Source organism: Dyella sp. 01N36 (assembly GCF_056399745.1).
In genome coordinates this window covers 51,988-73,344 of record NZ_JBFTRY010000008.1, presented here as the reverse complement: position 1 = coordinate 73,344, position 21,357 = coordinate 51,988, and the positions used below count along the sequence as shown (strand labels likewise).

The window sequence follows — 21,357 nt, the reverse complement described above, 5'->3', positions numbered from 1 at the left end:
GGGTGAAACCGCGCGCCGCCGTATGACGGCCGAAAGTCCTTTGTCGCATGGGGTACCTCATCGTGGTTCGAAAGCAGCTCTAGAAAGGGATTACTGGATATGGCTGGTCAGATCGAGCATGGGCAGCAAGATGGCCGCCATGATGAAAGCCACCATCACCGTCATCACGATGGTGAGCGCAGGCACCAGCGCTGCCAGCAGGCGGTCGATGGCGCGGCGGCTTTCCAGCTCGAAGGTGTCGGCCACCTTGAGCAGCATGGTGTCGAGCTGGCCGGCTTCTTCACCCACCTGCACCATCTGCAAAGCAAGGCGCGGGAAGCGCTGCGCCTGGGCGAGTGCAAACGAGAGACCCGCGCCCTCCTTCACCTGCTCGGAGGCCTGCGCCAGCGCCAGATCCAACGCCTTGTTGCCGGTGACCTGGCGGGCGATGCCGAGCGAGGTCAGCAGGGGCACGCCGTTCTTGAGCAAGGTGCCGAGGGTGCGGGCGATGCGTGCCGTCTCCACTTTGAGCAGCAGCGGGCCGATGAGTCTCATGGTGAGCAGACGGGTATGCCAAGCCAGCTTTGCGGCCGGATCGCGCAAGCGCGAGCGTGCGATCAGCACGCCGAGGATGAGCAGGATCAGCAGCGCCCACCACCAGCTCTGCAAGGTATTGCCGATCGCGAGCACGACCTGCGTGATCAGCGGAATCGGCACCTGCATGTCGTCGAAGATGGGTACGAACTGCGGCACCACATAGGCGAGCAGCAACAGCAGCGAGCCGAGCACACCGACCATCAGGAAGGCCGGATAGATCAGCGCATTGATGATGCTGCCGCGCAGTTGCTGCGAGCGTTCCAGGTAATCGGCCAGGCGGCGCAGCGTGTCTTCCAGCGAGCCGCCCGCCTCACCGGCGCGCACCAGGCTGATGTAGAGCTTGGGGAACACGCTGTGCTCGTCGTCCAGTGCCTGCGACAACGGCGTGCCGCCACGCACGCGATCGCGCACGCGCTCGATCAGTTGCTTGGCGCTGGCGCCTTCGGGCAGATCCATCAGGATGCCGAGCGCGCGATCCAGCGGTTGGCCGGCGCCGAGCAAGGTCGCCAATTGATGCGTGAACTGCGCCAGCTGATCGCCGGTGAAGGCGCCACGCTTGAACCAGGCGGCCATGCCACCGCTGGCGGCGCCACTGTCGGCGGCGCGCGCATCGAGCGGTGTGTGGCCCTGGTCCTGCAGGCGGCTGACCACCTCATCGAGGCTCGCGGCCTCCATCTGGCCTTGCAGCATTTCGCCGGCGGCGCTGACGGCGCGGTAGCGGAATTGGGTCATGGCGTCACCTGATGAGCGCTATGATAAAGACGATGCATGCCTATGCGCGACAACACCACAAGCTCGTCATCCCGGCGCAGGCCGGGATCCAGGAGCGACCACCTCCCCGCAGTATCCGAACGCACAGTCACTGGATTCCGGCCTACGCCGGAATGACGGTGAGGGGTAGTGAACGCAGCACAGGTCTCCCCACGCTCTTGCCTAGACGCCTCAGCCCTCCTGCGTAACACGCAACACCTCCTCAAGGGTGGTGACGCCCGCCACCGCCTTGGCGATCCCATCCTCATACATGGTGCGCATGCCCTCACTGCGCGCGAGTTTCTCGATCTCGCCCGCATCGGCACGCTGCATCACCATGCGACGCAGCGGATCGGTCATCACCAGGAATTCCATGATGGCGCGACGGCCGCGATACCCCGTGGGATTGGCCGTGCTGGTGCCGGGCTTCCACAGCCGGATCGGCCGTTCATTCGTGTACTTGTGCAGCTCGAACTGCTCGATCACTTCGGGCAGTGCGTCATACGGAATCGCCGTTTCCGGATCCAGACGGCGCACCAGGCGCTGCGCGAGGATGCCGTTGACGGTCGATCCGAGCAGGTAATCCTCCACGCCCATGTCGAGCAGACGTGTGATGCCGCCAGCGGCGCTGTTGGTGTGCAGCGTCGACAGCACCAAATGGCCGGTGAGCGCCGACTGGATCGCGATGCGACACGTCTCCAGATCGCGCATTTCGCCGATCATGATCACGTCCGGATCCTGGCGCACGATCGAGCGCAGCGCGCCGGCGAAATCCAGCCCGATCTGCGGCTTCACCTGGATCTGGTTGATCCCTTCGATCTGGTATTCCACCGGATCTTCGACGGTGATGATCTTCACGTCGGGCATGTTGATCTGCGACAGCGCCGTGTACAGCGTGGTGGTCTTGCCCGAACCGGTGGGACCAGTGACCAGCAGGATGCCGTGCGGCCGCTCCAGCACATCGACGAAGCGCTGCTGGAAGTTGTCGGTAAAACCCAGCGAGGCGAAATCGAACACCACCGATTCGCGATCGAGGATGCGCATCACCACCGATTCGCCAAAACTGGTCGGCACGGTCGACACGCGCAGATCCAGCTCCTTGCCCTGCACGCGCAGCTGGATGCGGCCATCCTGCGGCAGGCGGCGCTCGGCGATATTGAGCTTGGCCATGATCTTGACGCGCGAGATCACTACGGCGGTGGAGCTCGAGGGCGGCGCTTCCACTTCATGCAGCACACCGTCGATGCGGTAGCGCACTTTCAGGCGATTTTCGAACGGCTCGATATGCACGTCCGAGGCGCGCTGTTCGACCGCGCGCTGAAGAATGAGATTGACCAGGCGAATCACCGGCGCCTCGGAGGCGAGGTCGCGTAGGTGCTCCACGTCGTCTTCCACGGCGGCGCTGCCGTCCAGGTTTTCCACGATGGTGCCCATCGCCGAGCGGCCGGTGCCGTAGTAGCGCTCGATCAGGTCGTCAATTTCCGAGCGCAGACCGATGCGCATCGCCACCGGCCGGCCGGCGGCCAGTTGGATGGCCTGCAGCGGATACGGATCAGCGGGGTCGGAGACGACCAGGCCCAGCCCGTCCTCGCCCACACGCACAGGCACCACATGCTGTTGTTTGAGGAAACGCGCGGACACGTCGAGCTCGGCCGGCGGCATGTCTGGCGCATCGCGCACCGAAAGCAGCGGCGTGCGCAAGAGATCCGACCACGCTTCGGCGAGGTCACGCTCGGACACCAAACCCAGACGGGCCATCAGCGCAGTAAGCGTGCCGTCGGGAGACTCCTCGTGCAGGCGACGGGCGCGCAAAAGATCCGTTTCCTTCAACCGGCCCCGCGAAAGCAGTTCGCGGAAGAGCAATGTCTCGTCCGCCGGTAAAACATCGTGTTGAGTACGGGTAGCGGCCTGCGAAGACATGATCCATCCATTACGCAGTGAACGATCGCAGGCTGCCACATGACGATGACAGATTGCCTCACCAGATCATGCGGAGGAGCTGCCCTCCCCCGCATGTTTTGATGCATGAAAGCACTCAGTTGATGCACCCGCTGAGCTGACTCTGGGTGAAGCCTGCATCGACGAACGATGCACCCGTGCCGGGACCGATCGAGCCGACTCTTGAAATGATGGTGGTGTTGAACGGCGCCCACATCAGATTTCTCATCGCGTTCAGATCCGTACCGTTGTTGGCGCTATTGGCCAGCAGATACGAAATGGCAACGATGGGATAACCGCTGGGCGGATTGGCATAGGCGTCGGGACTCACCAGTGCGATGCATTGCGTGGCAGGCGCACCCGATGCGAGCGAGATCAAAGGGCGACCTGTTGTGGCGTCCACGCCACTGACCAGATAGTTGTATTTGATGTCGCTGCTGCCGATCGTCCAGGGCGCATTGCCGAAATCGAATATGGGATCCAATCCGTTCACTGTGGCGATATTGACGAAGGCTCCAGCGAAATTGGCGGCACCCATGTAGCCGATGGTGCCGTCGTTGCTCGCCACGAAATCGTCGATGTAATGATCGAGCGTCAGGCCGGTCCAGTTCGATGGGATGCTGGAGAAGTACGCATTCACCACCGTGCTGACATTGGGACTGGTTACAAAGTGTTTGCTCAGCGTACCGCTGCACGCTGCCGAGAGAAAATTGCTCAAGGCGAAATTCGTCCCGCTGGCATCCGAACGATAGGCGACGCGAATAGGGCCCGAGACCGATGGGGTGAGCTGGCTCCAGTCGAAGATCTGTCCGCTGAATATTCCGCACACTTGCTGCGTGCTCAGATCCAGAAAATCGACGCCGGCCTTGTTGAAAACGATAGCTATCGAACCCGCTAATACGGGGATCTCTACCGGAAAGCCTGGCGAACGCGTGGCGAGGTAATTGGCATAGTCCGTCGGCGTCAGCGGCGATTCCGTGGTGGCGAAGTTCGGCCTGGTCAGGTCACTCCGGCCGACCGCGGCGGCACTGAAGCCTGTCGGCGGCGCGGGTACGTTGGCGCAAACATTCTGCACGCCGGTGCCGCTTGCACTGACGAAGACATTCTTGCCGGCACCGCTGCCCGCCTGGCAGTAAGCAATCACGGGATTGCCGGGCTCCGCGGAGTACTCGCCCATCAGCGAGCCCGCCACCGGCATGACTTCTCGCGGCCACTCCTGGCCGGTATAGCCGATGACCGGCAACCCGGCACCTCCGCCGACCAGCGTCGATCCTGCGTGTGCCGTTGCGGTAACCAACGCGGCGACCAAAGCCAGTCCGCCAAAAAGCGCTTTTGTACAGACGTGTTGATTGAATGGGATAAGCATGTCCGACTCCTTGAATATAGCGATGGAGACAATCAGATATCCGGATTCAAAACCAAGGTCCGTTCAAGGAAAAACGTGAGGGAGGCACAAGTCCTCCCCCACGTTCCACGGCAGCAGAGATCGATTACTGACCGACGCAGCCCTTCACGCCAGCTTCGGTGAAGCCGGTGCTCAGGAACGACAGGCCGGTACCCACGCCGATGGAGCTCACCTGATCGGTGATCGACGAGTTGTACGGAGCCCACATCAGGCCCTGCACCGCCGTCTGGTCGGCGCCATTGGTGGCGCTATTGGCCAGCAGGTAGGACACGGCAACGATCGAGTAACCACTGGACGGCGTCGCATAAGCCGTCGGATCAACCAAGTTGATGCACTGGTTGGCCGGGGCGCTGGCGAGGACAGCGGTGGTCGGACGACCGGTAACCAGGTCGGCACCCGTGATCACACCATTGGAAATGATGCTGCCGCTGCTGATCGGGAGGGCGGCATTGCCGAAGTCGTTGAACGGATCGGCATTGTCGACCGTCGCGTGCGGCAGCGCGAGAGCGTTGGCGGCTTCGACGTAGGCGATGGTGCCTTCGGGATCGTTGTTGAGGTTGCCGGCCACGTAGTCGGCGACGTTCTGGTTGCCGCTCTGGCCAACCCACGCCGACGGCAGCACGCCGGACGGGAAGAACTTCGACATCACGCCCGTGGAGAACGTCTGGTCGGTCACGAAATGGGCCGAGGACGTGCCACCGCAAACGGCTGACAGATGGTTACTGAAGCCGAACGTCGTGCCGCTGCCGTCCGAACGATAGACGACATGGATATCACCCGACAGGGTGGAGTCGATGTCGTGCCAGCTGGTGATCTGGCCGGAGAAGATCTGGCAGACCTGGGCGGTGCTCAGATTGAGCGTATCCAGACCGGTCTTGTTGTAGGCAATGGCGATGGCGCCGGCGACAGCCGGGAATTCCACCGGGAAGCTGCCCGAGCGGTTGGCGACATAGTTGCTGTAGTCGGTCGAGCTCATCGGCGAATCAGCGCCGGCGAAGTTCGGCTTGTTCAGGTCGCTGCGGCCAGCGGCGCCGGCACCGAAACCCGTCGGGGTGGCAGCGCCATCCGGGCAGGTGTTCTGCACGTTGGTGCCGCTCACGCCAGCGAGGATGTTCTTGCCAGCACCACTGCCGGTCTGGCAGTAGGAGGTGGCATTGCCCGTCGCAGCGGTGTACTGGAACAGGAGCGAGCCGTCGATCGGGGTGATCTGACGGTGCGTGGCATCGCCGCCGTAACCGATGGCCGGCAGCGTCGCGCCACCACCCACCAGCGTACCGGCCTGAGCGGCCGAAGCGATGGTAGCCATACCGAGAACGAGAGCACCCGCGAGCGTCTTCATGCGGGCATTTCCATTGAACCCGAAAATCATGACATTACCCCTTGGCATAAATACCTCCGGAATGGAGGCCTAATATGTTTTACGCGGCAGCAGTGACACTGCTATTAAGAATATAAGTAGAAGAACATGACGCGACGATTACCCTTAATAGCTAAATCCATTAGACGATTTTGCATCGACATAAACGATGTCACGCAGGTGATGAAAGAATGAATATTCCATACACCATAAAATCACGACGCAAATCACACTTTTGATTTTCTAATCGATGAATTCGCGAATGATCGTCGCGACCTCGGTATCGAGTCCGGGCTTTGCGGAAAGTTCGCTCAGGTCGGTGCTGTCCATCTCGCGCACGACGGTTCGAACGGACGCACGCCGCCCTTCCTGGCACCAGTTGTTCAACACGGAGACAAGCGGCATCAATGTGTCCGAGGCCAATTCCTCGGGTAAAACGTCGATTTTCCGGCGCAGGCGGTTTCGCACCACGTAACTGGAGCGCGCGTGCCAGGCCACGACGGGATAGTCGAGCAGCCGACCCGAAAACGCCCTGCTGCACTGGCCGATCATTCGCTCGGCAGCTTTATCCTGGTGCGCCTCGATGAGCTGCCTCAACGCCTGCGAAAATGCAGCCAGCCGACCTGCGTCCCGGGCATGACCGGGTATATCCATGGTCATCGGAATTAATGATACCTAGACGATATTCGAGTTCATTATCGGAAATTAAAGACAAAGAACCCTGTCCGGCCGGTACAGACTGGCCGGGATCGTTGACTCCCTGGTTTTCATTGCGAACGGATAATCAACCGGTGTCCATTCGGTGATACTCCCATGGTGGTTGATGAAGAAAGCCGATCGGCCACCATGGGATATTCGGTAAAAACGTCGCTTACTCCGTCAGTCGTGCACGCTCTTCCGGCGTCAGTTGATCCTTTGCGCGCATGCTCAATTGTCCTGCGCCGAGCACTTGCACCGGACTGTTGGGGTCGTAGCGACGACGGCGCTCCTTGTCGTCGATCGCACCCGTGCCGTCGCCGAAACCAAGCACTTGCACCGAGATCACTGAAGGCATCTTGTTGCGTGCATCGTCCTGCTGCTGCCGGCTCACATCATCCACCGCCTTGGTGACCGCATTGGCAGCGGCGCTCGCTGCGTTGAGCGCACCGATGTTGACGGATGCTGCCACGGGCACGCCGATCTTCTCGCCTTGCACCTGGATATTGTCGGCGTTGGCCACCTGCGCGGCGGCAACGATGAGGTTGCCGGAGACGCGGATACCCGCGTCGCCTGCGTCCACCGTGCCGCGCGGCGCGATCAGGTACACATTGCCTGCCGCTGCGCCAGGAATGGTCTGCAGGGTAGCGATACCGGCCCCGCTCACCTGGCCGCGCGCATCGATGCGGCACCAGTCGTCGATGCTGCACAGATAGGACGGCGGCGGAATTTCCGCCGTGGTCTTGGCGCCTTGTCCCGCATTGATGTCGCCGTTGGAGCTCCACATCACCAGGTTGCCGCCCTGCTCTGTGAAGATGCGGCTCTGCGCGAGCAATACGCTGCGGTCGGTGAAGATGTTGATGTCGCCCTTTTCCATCGACAGCACGCCCATGCTGTTGGGGCCAGCGATGACATTGCCGTTCGCGTCGGTAATGACCGGCGGCGCCGAGGCGCTGCCGATCAAGGCCTGTCCGCCCGGACCGACGATGGTGATGTTGCCGCCCTGCTGCGTCTGGATGGTGGAGCTACGGATATCCAGGTCGCCGGTATCCACGGTCTTCGCGGCGCCATTGAGGCCGCCTTGTCCGCTGCCATTGGAGGTGTAGCCCAGCGACGAGGGGAACAGCGTGCCGATGGCGGCGTAGCCACGCGCATATTTGCCGTAGTACGCACTGCTGGAATTGTTGTAGTCGCTGCCCACCGCCGCGAGGATCTTGAACAGCGCCTGCTCGACGAACTGGCGCTGCACATAGTCGGGCTGCTGCGCGAACAGTTGGCGGGCCTGTTCCGGCGCGAGCGTCACACTGACGTTGTCCTGCGCGTAGCCCGTATCCACCGCCTGACCGGCCACGCGTCGCTCCATGAAGGCAACCAGGTCCGGCATCAGGCTGTCGACGCCGGTGTCGGCGCCCGCGCCGTCCACATACGCCGCCAGGAACGCCTGAGTGTCCATCCCGGGCCCGACGCCGAACAGCACATTGATGTCGGAGCCTGCATGCGGCAGATAGGGGTTGAGCAGGTTGCCCACGCTGTCGATGCCCGTGCCGGTGGCACCGGACTGCACGGCAAAGTTGCCGGCCAATTCAGTCTGGTTCGCAAGCGGGCCGATGTTGCGTCCCGCCTCAACCAGGAAACTGCCCGGACCGCCGAGCATCAGAATGGGGGCGAGCTGATAGGCCTGCGGATCCTTGGCGGTCTGGAGATTGGTCTGGCTGAGCGGCGTATCGAGGATATCGTTGCCTGCGGCAATGCGCGTAACGTCCGCGTCGCGAACGTGCTGGCCAGCAAAGTAGAGATCCACGATGTTGTGGCCCGCATAGACCAGCGCCTGTTTGGCGGGTGAGATCTTAAGGGAGCGCACGTTGAAACCGCTAGGCGAATCGATGCCGTCATTGATGTCGCCATTGAGCGCATAGATTTTCGCGGGCTGCGTATCGTCTGCGTGCAGCGGCGTCGCGGTATGCAGCAGACTGCCAAAGCCCGCCGCCAAAGCATCCGCATCGATATAGCCGTAGGCCCACAACTGTTGGAACGACTTGGCCGCCTGTGTATTGCCGGCAGGCTGCAGCGGCGAAGGCAACACATCCGCCGACGCATCGATGAGGCCGAAATTGGTGCCGCCACCCTGGATGCCCACTCCGAGCGTATAGACCTGCTGGCTGAAATTGACGTTGTCGTTCGCGAGGAGGTTGAGGTTGCCCGTGGCGGACGGATAAAGCGCGCCGGCGCCGAGGATATTGAGGCTGCCGTCCAGTGCCTGCAGGTCGACTGTAGCCGGAAGGATCGATCCCGGATCGAGGGTCTGCGAGCTGCCGTAACCAAACATCAGTCCCGGTACCTTCAGCGAATCCAGCGTCACGTCTCCCTGCGTGGCGCTCACTTTCACGGCGGAATCGGCGCTGTAACTCTGACTGTCAAAACGCTGGGCAGGCAGAATCAGACCGAGCGAATTGGCGTTGACAGCCTTGGTGCCAAACAGATAGGACGGGTCATAGATAGCGCCGATGTCCGCGCCCAGGCGGGCCTGTACGTCCAGTTGCGCATCCTGCAGTGCCAGCAGCGTTGCCACGGCGGTCGTGGTGCCGCCGTAGCCCGAAGTGCCGCCCGCGGGCGCCGTGAAATTCAGGTCACTACCCACCAGGCCACCAGCCTGCAGGCTGCCCGCACCCTTGGCGACGAAGTAGGTGCCGCTCAGGATGTCGCCACCCGCACGCACCTGCAGATTGCCTCCCCCCACCGTGGTCACGCTGGTGCCGTCGGCGTTGGCGTACCAGGTGGTCGGCAAGGAGACTGATAGCTGGCGGATGTCGCCGCCCGCATCGACGGTCACGTTGCCGCCGACACTCATCACACCCTGATCGAAATTCGCGAAGTTGATCGAGGAGGCACTGCCGTTGGCTGCGTTGGCGGTCTGCATCCACGGCCACCAATACTGCGAGATGTCCGTGCCGGCCTTGCCCTTGGTGATGTTGCCCGTCGCATCCACCACCTGTTGGATGGCGTTGACGTCGCCTTGGGCCGCCAGGCTCACATCGCCACCCTGATCCGGATTCACCTGACCCGTGCTCAACATGTAGGGCAAGGTAAGGTCGCCGCCGACAATCCAGTTGGAGCGAAGCACCGAAACGCTGGTATTTGCCGTGGTGCCTGATACTGGCACGCCGGCCGTATAGATGGCCGCGGGCGAACTGGCGTCCAGCCAGTCAATGTCGCCGCCGGAAGCGACATCGATGGAACCGCTGCCGGTGCGCACCGTCGTCGGGAACAACAAGGTCTTGTTGTTGAAGTTGTTGCTGGTGGGCGCGGTCAACGTGTCGACCACGGCAAAGTGCCCGTCGAACTGTACATTGCCGGCGTCGGCCACCGTCGCCAGCGGATCGACGGCATCCATCTGCGCGCCAGCCACCAGGCGGTACGACGAGCTCGATCCGCCCATGAGCGTCGCCGACGCAAGCGATGCAGGACTGCCGAGCGAGGGCATGTTGGACGGACTGTTGTTGGCGGCGCTGGCCGGTACGTCCACCTTGGTCGGCGGCGCACCGCCGCCCGAGGTAAATGGATCGGAAGCCGGCGCAAACGGCGCATAGAACAGCTGACTGCCCAGCGCGGTGGAACCGACCTTCGTATACACGTAGGTCCAGTAATTCTTGTGACCGGTAATGTAGGTCGCGTAGTCGCTGGTGTAATCGCTGTAATCGGCGTCGATGGGCAAAAGCAGGGGCGTCGGCGTCGTGGTGCGTTTGGATACCGGATTCAAGGCGAAATTGCCTTGCAGCCAGCTCTGGTACGCCGTCACGTAATCCGCGTAGTTGGTATAGGCCGCCGGCTTGGGCGCCACCAGTGTCGTGGGGTTGTACGGCAGGAAATAATGGCTGGAAACGCCGTTGATGTTCTTGTACGCCAGCACCCAGCTGGTGCTGGACGTGCCCGACGGGCTGCCCATCTCGCCGATGTATGACTCGTAGTTCGTGTAGTAGTCCGCCGACTGACCCGGCAGCGGCGCCTGCAACGGCTGGTAGTTGGGATCGGCGGCAAGGCTCACCGTGCCGCCGCCCGGCGTGAAGCCCTGCGCTACCGAACCCGGCTTGAGATTGATGGTGCCGTTCCAGATGCCATTGGCATCGAAGTACTGCTGTGTCGTCTGGTAGTTCGACAACGCCTTGGCGTAGGCCGGATCAGTCGGGTCGGAAGCGGGCGCGAACGGCGCATAGAACAGCTGGCTTCCCAGTGCCGTGGAGCCGACCTTCGTATACACGTAGGTCCAGTAGTTCTTGTGACCAGTGATGTAGACCGCATAGTCGCTGGTGTAATCGGAGTAATCGGCGTCGATGGGCAGAAGCAGCGGCGTCGGCGTCGTGGTGCGCTTGGATACCGGATTCAAGGCGAAGTTGCCTTGCAGCCAGCTCTGGTACGCCGTCACGTAATCCGCGTAGGTGGTGTAGGCCGACGGCTGCGGCGCCACCAGCGTGGTGGGGCTGTATGGCAGGAAGTAATGACTGGCAACGCCGTTGATGTTCTTGTACGCCAGCACCCAGCTGGTGCTGGAAGTGCCCGATGGGCTGCCCATCTCGCCAATATACGACTCGTAATTCGTGTAGTAGTTGGTGGACTGCCCGGTCAAAGGCGCCTGCAGCGGCTGATAGTTCGGATCAGCGGCAAGGCTCACCGTGCCACCGCCCGGCGTGAAGCCCTGCGCCACCGAACCCGGCTTGAGATTGATGGTGCCGTTCCAGATGCCGTTGGCATCGAAATACTGCTGGATCGTCTGGTACGCCGAAAGCGCGTCACCATAGCCGTTGTCGGAGACCGGCGGCGGGGGCGTCGGGGGCGCAGGTGCGTTGGCCAGCGTGGCGCCATTGTTCTGCTGGTAGAAGCCATCGGTGATGCTGGCCTCGACGTCCAGGTCGCCGGCCGCACGCACGGTGAGGATCGGCGCCATGCCCTGGTAGCGGTACGCGAGCACGATGCTGCCATCGGACTGCGTGGTGCTCGCACCGAGGTTCCAGTTGGTGAGGACAGAAATCTTGCCCTGCTGCGTGCCATCGGCGGGATTGTCCAGCTCGATGCCCGGTCGCAGCTGCACATTCGCGATGCCCGCATAGCGGCTGCCGAAGCTGTAGCCCGGCTGCTGCACGTAAGACATCAGTGTGCCGGGCCCCTTGCTGGCATCACCGTCCATGTAACCGTAGAAGCTGGCGTGCGCCGCGTTGACACTATCGGGAATGAAGTAATCGTTCTGCAGGTACGTCGCCAGCGTGGCCGCATCGGCCGGCGCGGCGAGGATCTTGCCCGACGCATCGGTCCAGGTGCCCGCTACCATGCTGCCGTCGGCCTTGTACCAGCCCGCTGGATCGATCACGCCGTCGAAGTACTTGCCTGGCGGGTTGGATGTGTCCTTAGTGCTCCACACCGCATAGGGTTCGATCGTGACCACGCGTGCGCCGACAATCTTGCCATCCACGCCGATCGGTACATCGCCATTGGCGAGCAGCGGAGCACGCAGGCTCACCGAGCCACCTGAGGACGCGTCCGACGAACCGCCTGACACATCAATGCGCGCGTTGGCGCCGATCTCGATGCGGCCTGCATTGGCGGCCTGCACGTTCTCGTAACCGTAGGTTGGATTGAGCGAGCCGTCCGGCGTACCGCCGGTGGCGATGGTGACGCTGCCGCCGCGCTGAGCGGGGATATCGCTGGTCGCGATCAGCGCACCTTCGATGTCCACGCCCTTGTTGCCGTAGAGCGAAATGGTGCTGCCGTAATGACCCGCCGCATTGATGCTGCCGTCGATCAACACCTGCCCGCCGCCGGCATCGTTGCCGTTGGCGCTCAGATACACCTGCTGTGCAGCCAGCGTATGCCCCGCCGCGAGACTCAGGTCGCCCGCGCCACTGACCACCTGGAACAGACCTGTGGCGCCGGCGGCGCCAGCGAGATCCACCAGCGCGTCGAGGTCGACCGCACCGCCGCTTCCGAGCGTAAAGTAACCGCCCCGATAGCCTTCGCCTGCGCCACCGGCGAGCGTCCCGCCGAACGTCGCCTGAGTCGCCGCCTGGATGGTCAAGCTACCCGCGTCACCGCCTGCGCCCGCCCCCGAGAAGTCCAGCATCGAACCACTTGCGAGGTTCACTGCGCCATGATCGGACGTGATGCTCAACGCACCGCCCGGCGCGTACGTCGTGGTGTCGAAGAAGGTCTTGTTGATTCCGGCTACGGTCAGCTTGCCACCGTTGCCCAGCGTGACATCACCTTGCGTAGCCTCAAGGGTAAGGTTGCCCGCCGGTGCAGCCACCGTCGTGCCGATGGACACCGAGCCGCCCGTGAGCTGCAGCGCGCCACCCATCACATCGGTCGGCAGCGTGCCCGAGGAACCGGCGAGATTAAGCGCGCCCGTGGTGGTCAACTGGGTATCCGCGGCGTTGTCGGCCAACAGCCACGGCGTAGTCAGATTGACATCGATGGAGCCGGCATTGAACGAACCGGTGCCCTGTCCCTTCATGCCCTGAACAGCCGTTGCGGAGAAACCGCCGAAGCCGCTCAGCCCCGTGCTGCCCGCGCCGAAGTCCACTTCATTTGCATGCACCGTGAGCGTGCCGCTGCCTGCTGTGAAGGCAGCATTGGCCGCACCCAGATCGTTCGACAGACTGAAGTGATCGGCCTGGATATCCACCGTGCCGCCATCGCTGGTGAACGTGCCGGCACTGAGTCCCAGGTCGTGCGCCAGATCGATGTCGACGTCGCCGTAGAAACCGATGTTGCCACGACTGCGCAGCGTCACGCTTTGCGCGCCGCGCAGCAGATTCAGCGTCGCCGGGCCGATCACGAAGCCGCCGGTTCCCGGCGACAGCGAGGCATCGCTACCCACGAAGGAAATCTGGTTGCTGTAGCTGTCGATCGCCTTGGCCGACAGCGCCGCGGTCGCATCCACGCTGGTGGCGCCTGTTGCATCCAGCGTCAACGCGTTGCCCCCGTCCACGTGCGCGCCCGCCCCGATGGAGAGCTGGCCCACGCCCGTGGTGGAGGTGCCACGACGTACAACACTTGCCACGCCGTTCTGCGATACACGCAGCAGCGCGCCATCGCCATTTACCGCGGCAATCGCGCTACCGTTCGCGGCCGTGCCGGCGTCGACGCCGAAAATCAACGGCACGCTGGCGGCATCCGATGCCGCGCCAGTCGCGACCAGTGCGCTGCCGTCGTTCAGCACGACGCCCTTTGCGCCGGCATGCCCCAGCCCATTTGCGGCGAGCAGGATCTCCGAACCCTGCAGCGGATGTGCTGCATCGTTGGACAACACCACGCTGTCCGCCGAAACGGTCACCTGATAACCATCGGCATCCAGCTGCCGCGTGCCGCCCAGCAGCAGGCTGCCCGCGCCAAGCGCGTTGAGCCCGTCCGCCGACACATTGAGATAGCCGTCCATACCGGATTGGCCTGCGCCGACCACATCAATGGCCTGCGCGGCGATATCCACCAGCGAACTGCGTCCGCCGCTGGCCGGCGACGCCGTCAGGGCGGCGCCCAGGTTGAGCGTCTGCCCCGCCGCCAGCGCAAGGCGTCCCGCATCGGCCACGGCGGCGGGCGCGATCTGTTCGTTCTTCGCGGCAAGGTTGGCGAAGAACGTGTCTGCATCGGTCAGCGTGTATTGCGAATACTGCTGCCACACCGACGACGACTGCACGAGGAATGTCGTATTGCGCGCCTCATGAGCGCCGCTGAGTGCATTGGCGAAGTAGCCGTTGACGCTGAGCGTGCCATCCGGCTGCATGCCGTTCTGGCCAAGCACCGTGTCTACCGCGCTGGTGTCCTGCACGACGCGATAGGCGCCTGGCAGCGTCGCGTACTTCGCCGGCAACAAGGTGTAATAGCCCGCCGGCAACCCCGGTGCGCCGGACAGGTAGATCTGCTGGCCGACCGCCGGCCCCGCACCCGCGCCGTTTTGGAACGACGCGTCCTGCGCCGCCACTGGCGAGGAGTAACCGGGAAGGATGGCGTAGATGGCCCGGCCATCCGCGTATTGCGGAACCTGCACGCCAGTGGCGCTGCTGGCGTAGCTGGTGCCGTACTGGGAAAGCACGTCACGCGAGCCACCCGTGCCCGATACCCATTCGGCCGCCTGCAGATGACCGCCACCGGACACGTCGATGCCCGCGCCGGCATCCAGCGAGAGCGTGTTGCCATAGAGTTCGATCTGCTTCGGCGGTGCCGAGGTGAGATCCGGCGTGCTGTCCAACGCGCCGTTGTAGCGCCATTCCACGCCATCCACGGTCGTGCCGTAGGGAACCGTCTGGCCGTCAAGCGACACCGACGTAAGGCTGCCCGGTGCCAGATGCACCGTTTGCGTGGTCGCAAGCGGGAACAGCGTCGGGTCGATGCCGAACGCATTGGCTTGTGCCACGGGATCGCTCACGCCAAGCACCAGCGTGCCCGACGGAACACGCAACGTGCCCTGCTGCTCGATGTCGTTCGCGCTGATCAGCAAGGCGCCGCCTGCCGACAGCGGCGCAGTACTGCTGCCGTTGGGAAGTATCGTCACGGTGGTCGACAATGCCTGGCCGGACGCATCCTTGATGCCCGAGCCATTGGCGTCGATCACAAAATGGTAGTCCGTGGCCGGATAGATCTGCGCGGCCTGCAATTGCAGGTTGCCGGTAGTGAACAGCAACCCGGAGCGCTCGGTCGCATTCGCGTACGCGAGCCAAGCCGGTGCATCGAACCGGATGTCCTGGCTTGCGCTGAAGGCGGCATTACTCCAGCGCTGCAGGTTCAACCAGCCACCGAGATCGATGAAGTCCGCATTGACCTGCAAGGAACCATCACCCGCCTGCGCCACCGGCGCGGCGGTCGCGATGGTGCCACCGACAAGACTGACGTACGGCGCATCGATCTGCACGCGGCCTGCGCCCGTGAAGTAACCCGTACCGGCGGCAGCCGCCGTCGCTCCCGCAGGCAGGGCTTGCAGTGCCGAGATATTGGCGATGAACGACTTGGCCAACGAAAGATGCACGTCGCCCGCGAAGGCGAGCGGCACCACGGTAGAAAAATTCGTATCGCTGGCCACCGACGGATCGGGTCCGATCGTCAGTGAGGTGATGCCCGACCCGGCGAGACGGTCTGCCGCGAAATGCAGTACGCCAGAGGGCGAGCCTTTCTCCACGGCCGTACCGGGCTGAAGCCCGGTGGGCACCAGCATGCCCGATTGCTGCAGCACGATGGCCGACGCAACCGGCGCCTGCTGACCGCTTGAGGCCTTGCCCAGACCGACGAGCTCCAGGCTGCCGCCTTCGGCCCCTGGCGCGCCGCCTTGCGCGTTCAACGTACCGTCAAAATAAAGACCGGCTGCGGCGGCCATCGATACGTTGCCGGCGTCGCTCCACACCGGTGCGCGGTTGTACTGCGTCGCGGCACCCAACACACCGCCGCCTTCGACGGGTAGATCGAATGCGTCCGCGGTGCCGGATACATCGACAGTGCTGCCTTGCTGCGCAACCACGTAACCACCGCGTGCCATCAGCGATACATCGCCACCATCGAGCACAACGCCCGTGCGCGGCACGCGCTGACTCAACAGGCCGGTGGTGGGATCGACGGCATCGACGGCGACAGCCCACGGATTGATCAACGAGACGCCTGAGGTATCCAGCGTGGCCGATGCACCGAGCCACACTTCCGGCGCTACCGCCGGCAAACCGGAGACACGCGTGAACTGGTTGGTCGAAAGACTGATGGCTCCGCCTGGCGCAGAGATGTCGCCCAGCACCGTGGTCGCCTGTGTGCCGGCCAGCGCGACACGGCCACCGGCATCGGTACTGATGCTGGCACCCAGCCCCAGCGTCACCGAGCCATTGACGCCTGCGAAGACCGGCGCACCGAGGTCGGAATGGCCGATGACGCGCGACCAATTAAGATAGCTGCCAGCGCTCAATGAGAAGCCCGGGCCCTCGCCCTGCGACGTCTCGCGCGTCACATAACGGTGATACGGATCCAGCGCACCCACGCTGGCGTAGATGCCATCCGGGTGTGCAGCGTCGGTGGCGTACAAGTCGGTGCCCGTCGGCGCCGTCAACAGCGCCTGGAAGTTGGGCAGCAGGTTGTCGCGGCTCACGCGGATCTGTGTGCCTGGTGCGATGGTGCCATCGGTGATGGCCGTGAGCTGGTAATTGTCAAAACCCTTTCCGCTGAAGAACGACGGATCGAGATACAGGCCAGTGCTGAGCGGGACCGACGACGGACCGCCGCCGATGGTGATGGACGACGCCTGCAGCGCCAGCGTGCCACCACCGCTGAAGCCGTCGCCGAGCAGCGTTCCATCGAGGACCAGCGCGCCGCTGTCCAGCGCGGAGGGCGCCGCGTAGCTGCCACCGAACACGCCGTTGGTCGCCGCGTACGTCGTCAGCGAGATATCGCCTCCGTGGCCTACCGGCACGCCCTGGTTAAGCTCGACCTGATTGCTCGGCGTGACATAACCACCACCGGATACGTCCAGCGTACTGCCCGATTGCAGGATGATGGCGCCCGTTGCATCGCCACTTCCCGATGCCTTGGGCGCCTGCGCCGTGCTGATCGATATGCTGCCGCCGTTGACGTAACGATCACCGATGAGTTGATCGGCGCCGCGTCCGCCGTCGTTCACCCAAAGGCCGCGCGTGCTGAGCGTGGCACCGCTGCCGATGGTGATATTGCCGTCCGCAGGCACATCGGAAATCACCAGGCCGCTGGGCATGTTGCCCGCCAGCGGCGAGGGGCCGATCGACGCAATGGCAATATTGCCCGAGGGCGCAATCAGGTTGCCGAAGACGTCGATGTGTGAGCCATTGAGCGAGATACTTCCGCCGGGCGTCACGGCGAGTTGCGTACCGGCCTGCTCCACGATCTCGCCGTTGGAAGCCGACGTCCCGCTATGACTGGCGGAAAGGCTGACGTTGGCGAAACCGGCGTTGTGCAGCATGTCGGCTGACACGGGCAGCCAATAGCGCAGGTCGGTGTCGCTTCCCGTATCCGCAGGTTGCGCGGCAAGCACGCTGTCCCACGATGTATCGGCATCGAAGTCCTGCACTTGCTTGTCGAGCAACAACGTGGACTGCTGCAGCAGAATGCCGTTGGCGTAATTGCTGCGCTGGTAGTACGCCGCGCCCACCGCGTCCAGATTGAATGTGCCACCCTCCGGCTGCTTGCCCTGGACGGCCTGGTCTCGACCGATGAACGCCTGGGCCGTGATCTGCCCATCCAGCACCAGTGCATTGCCCGCCGTCACGTTCAGGCTGCCTGCGTCGCTGCCGACGATGAAGCCCGGATCCCAGCGACCGACGCCCGATAGCAGCGGGTTGTTGTAGTTCTCGGTGATGCCCCAGCGCGCGTGGTCCACGCCGAAATTGCCGGCGAACCCCACATAGTCCATGTCGGGATCGGCGCTGCCAATGTTGTAGATGCGCCCATTGGCGCCGAGCAGGTTTGGCGTGGTGACCCAGCCCGCCTGGTAGGCGACGTAGCCGCCGTCCAGATTGATCTGCGCGCCGTTGCGCACAATCACTTCCGAACCGTTGAGCGAAATGTCGCCGCCCTTGGTCATCAACTGCGTGATGTCGCGCGGCACGTTCTGCACGTAGCCGGCGACGTTGAGGATGGGACTGCCTACCCAGTCGAGTCCGTCGGCGCGTGTTCCACTGAGCGAGCTGTCGACAAGCAGGTCTTTCTGCGTGTAGAGAAAACTGTTCCTGAGCAGCGGCGAATCAGCCAGTTCGTTCTGACCGATGCGTGGCACTGTCACCAATAGCGCGGACATCGGCAGACCGACATTGGCCAGGCCCGACACGTCGACCACCGCGCCATCATCGATGTAGATGCGCCCGGCTGTCGGCCGGGCATCGTTGTTTTCCACGATGGCCGAGACGTTGAGCGACGCACTGGGTGCCTCCAGCAAGGCACCCGACTGCAACGTCACCGTGCCGCCGGACAGCGAAACACTGCCAGGCTTGAACGCGGCATCCGCCGAGGTACTGGATGACGTCGTGCTGCCGTCCTTTTCTGGAAGAATCGTCGTGACCGATCCCGGCGCGAGCACGACCGAACCGTGGCCCGCATAGGTCTGGCTGGTGCCGCTGGTGCTGCCGGCCTGGTCGTTCGCGTTGAGTTCAATACTGCCGGGATAGCTCAGCCCCGTGGAAGCCACTACTACGCCGGCCTGGCTGAGGTTGTAGCCCAGCATCTGGATCTGTCCGCGTCGTGCCTGGATCAGTCCGGTATTGGTCACCGCTCCCGGCACGTGATTGGCGCCAGAGCCAACGCCGCCCATGTTGACGACCCGCAGCGAACTGTCCGGGCTTCCACCGTTGCCATTGGCGAACTGCGTGCCCGCGGCAAGTATGGCCTGTCCATCGTTGGCGACGATCGATCCCGCATTGGACACGTTGGGCGCGGCAATCAAGGCGAAGCCCTGGGCGCCGGTATTGATCGAGGCGCCCTTCTCGATCACCACATCGTGGTTGCGTCCGTCCTTGAACTGGCCGTCGAACAGAAATCCGTTGGTCGTCGAAGGGCTGTTGATGCCCCCACTCAGAAACGCCGCATTGCTTGCCGTCACATCGCTGCTGAACAGATTCAGCGACGACGCCAGCAGCGACCCCGTATTCACCTGACTCCCCGCACCAAACAAAATGCCGTTGCGGTTGAGCAGGTACACCGTGCCCTCGGCCTTGATCTGGCCGAAGATCTGGCTGGGCTTGTCGGTGGGATCGGTGATGCGGTTGAGGGCGATCCAGTTGTTGCTCTTGTCCGACTGCGTGCCGCCGCTCTGGTTGAAATACAGCGTGGTGTTGCGGCCGATGTTGAAGCTGTCCCAGGTCAGGATGGCTTTCTGCGCCGTCTGCTTCACCTCGACGGTGGTCTTGCCGGCGGCGACGGTTTGCGTCGGCGCATTGGCGTTCTGCCAGAGCAGCGGATTGCCGGCGACGCCTGCGGCCACTTGCAGGCCGCCTGCGGTGATGCCGTCGGGCACGGGCGAGGTCAGTGCCTGCGCGGCCTGCTGTGCGGCCTGTTGCGCGCTGATCTGCGCGGCGACGGCGGCGGCGGCGTTGTTGAGGTTGGCGATGGATTGCTGCACCACGCGCTGCTGCAGCAGCTGACCGGAGGTCTGCGCGGCAAGTCCGCTGGTGTCCGGCAGGTTGCCGTTGGCGGCGCCGGCGTTGGGCGTGGGCGTCGTATTGGCGTTGCGCTGCCCGGCGAGCCAGGCCTGGCTCAGCGGCGGTGCGCCGGCATGCGCGTGCATGGCGCTCATCGCCAGTGCGGCGGCAATCCATTGCGCCAGGGGGCGTCGGCCAGGCACGGCGCGCGACGATGGGGTGGAAACTTGTTGCGACCTGACCGGCTTGCTCACGAGAACCTTATCCTTGTCGATGCATGGCTKCTGGCGTTCGCGTGTCTGACGCGACGAGACCCTCTTCCCTCTTGGGAAGCCTCGCTCAAATACGCCGCATGTCGGAAGTAAAGACGTCCCCCATATCGCGGGACTGAACCGTTGTCACCAAAACTTCATGAGCGCGCACGTGGCCTGTGATGGGCATCCGCATCGACACCCATCCGTCACATCGGCTGTCATGCGCGCGCATTCAATGCCTCGGCGCCAGTTGCACGGCCGGTGGCGCAGGTACGGCCGGCGGCGGACGTTGCGGATACACCGACTTGCCGAGGTTGGAGCCCATGCGATGGCTCAGCGCAGAAAAGTTGTACTGGCCCACCAGCCGGTTCGACGGATCGTTCGCCACCGCATCGAGTACGGGCTGTGGCGCGACAGGCTGCTGCGAACCGGTGGCCAGCGCGCGGCTGAGACAGTCGAAGGCGAGCACCGCATGCTGGTTGATGCTCACGTCCACGCAGCTGGGCGACGCGACAGAAGAAGACGACGACGGCCCTTCGGCCGCCGTCACCTGTTCGGCGCATGCGGACGCCAGAACCCCTGCCAAAACGATGTACCGCCACGCGCGAGGCGGCTTTCGCACGCCTGCGCGCTGCGCCTTCACGGCTGCGCTGCCCCGACAGCGGGCTTGTAGCGCTGCTCATAGAGGCGGTCGCCATACCCTTGCGCTGCGTTCTCCAGCTTGACGCGTGCCGATGCAGCGAAGGGCTGGCGTGATGCGACTATCGTCGTTATGTCGACGTGTGCGTACGCATCGACCACTTCGTTGCCGATCTTGTAGAGCGCCTCGTTGCGCGCCGTGCACGTGCTCAACTCCTTGTTTGCGGCATCCAGCTGCGTCGCCAAGGTGGTGTTGCGGGTCTGCTGATCCTGCAGGCGCGCCGCGTGCTCCGCGACGGCCTTGTGATCGAGCTGCAGCGCTTCTTCCGCCCGCTGCCGCGCATCACGCTCGCTTTTCAACGCCACGCCGTCGCCGGCCGCGCCGGACTTGTAGCGGGCCAGCTCGGCCTGGGCCTGCTCCAGCGCCTTGCGGGCCTGGTCGCGCTCGCTCTCCGCCGAGGCTTTCTGGGCTTGCCAGCTGGCCTGGTCGTTCTGCAGATCCTGCAACTGGCTGCGCGCATCACGCAGCTGGCTGCGCAACTGTTCTTCCAGGGTCTGCGCGTGCAGCGAGCCCGTAAGCCCCAGCAAGATCAGCAACAGGTAGAAACGTGACTTGGCTTTCAT

8 protein-coding genes are annotated in these 21,357 nt (G+C 63.6%); all 8 read right to left on the bottom strand.

What is annotated here, in order from left to right:
- Positions 1–90 precede the first annotated feature (90 nt).
- Entirely contained in the window at positions 91–1,308 is a 1,218-nt protein-coding gene (gene gspF / locus AC1DMG_RS03760; protein WP_477177803.1) for a type II secretion system inner membrane protein GspF, read from the bottom strand.
- Positions 1,309–1,518: 210 nt separating this feature from the next.
- Positions 1,519–3,246: a type II secretion system ATPase GspE gene (gene gspE, locus AC1DMG_RS03755; RefSeq protein ID WP_477180186.1), complete on the bottom strand. Its 1,728-nt coding sequence runs from the start codon at positions 3,244–3,246 to the stop codon at positions 1,519–1,521.
- Between the two features lie 115 nt (positions 3,247–3,361).
- Positions 3,362–4,630: a PstS family phosphate ABC transporter substrate-binding protein gene (locus tag AC1DMG_RS03750; RefSeq protein WP_477180185.1), complete on the bottom strand. Its 1,269-nt coding sequence runs from the start codon at positions 4,628–4,630 to the stop codon at positions 3,362–3,364.
- Between the two features lie 124 nt (positions 4,631–4,754).
- Entirely contained in the window at positions 4,755–6,008 is a 1,254-nt protein-coding gene (locus AC1DMG_RS03745; RefSeq protein ID WP_477176480.1) for a substrate-binding domain-containing protein, read from the bottom strand.
- Positions 6,009–6,269: 261 nt separating this feature from the next.
- Entirely contained in the window at positions 6,270–6,680 is a 411-nt protein-coding gene (locus AC1DMG_RS03740; protein ID WP_477176479.1) for a hypothetical protein, read from the bottom strand.
- Between the two features lie 217 nt (positions 6,681–6,897).
- Entirely contained in the window at positions 6,898–20,094 is a 13,197-nt protein-coding gene (locus AC1DMG_RS03735; RefSeq protein ID WP_477180184.1) for a filamentous haemagglutinin family protein, read from the bottom strand.
- A 232-nt stretch (positions 20,095–20,326) separates the two neighbouring features.
- Complete coding sequence (locus tag AC1DMG_RS03730; RefSeq protein WP_477176477.1) at positions 20,327–20,584, bottom strand: hypothetical protein; 258 nt, start codon at positions 20,582–20,584, stop codon at positions 20,327–20,329.
- Positions 20,585–20,733: 149 nt separating this feature from the next.
- The gene (locus AC1DMG_RS03725; RefSeq protein ID WP_477180183.1) at positions 20,734–21,357 is read right to left on the bottom strand and encodes a hypothetical protein; all 624 of its coding nucleotides are present in this window, start codon (positions 21,355–21,357) and stop codon (positions 20,734–20,736) included.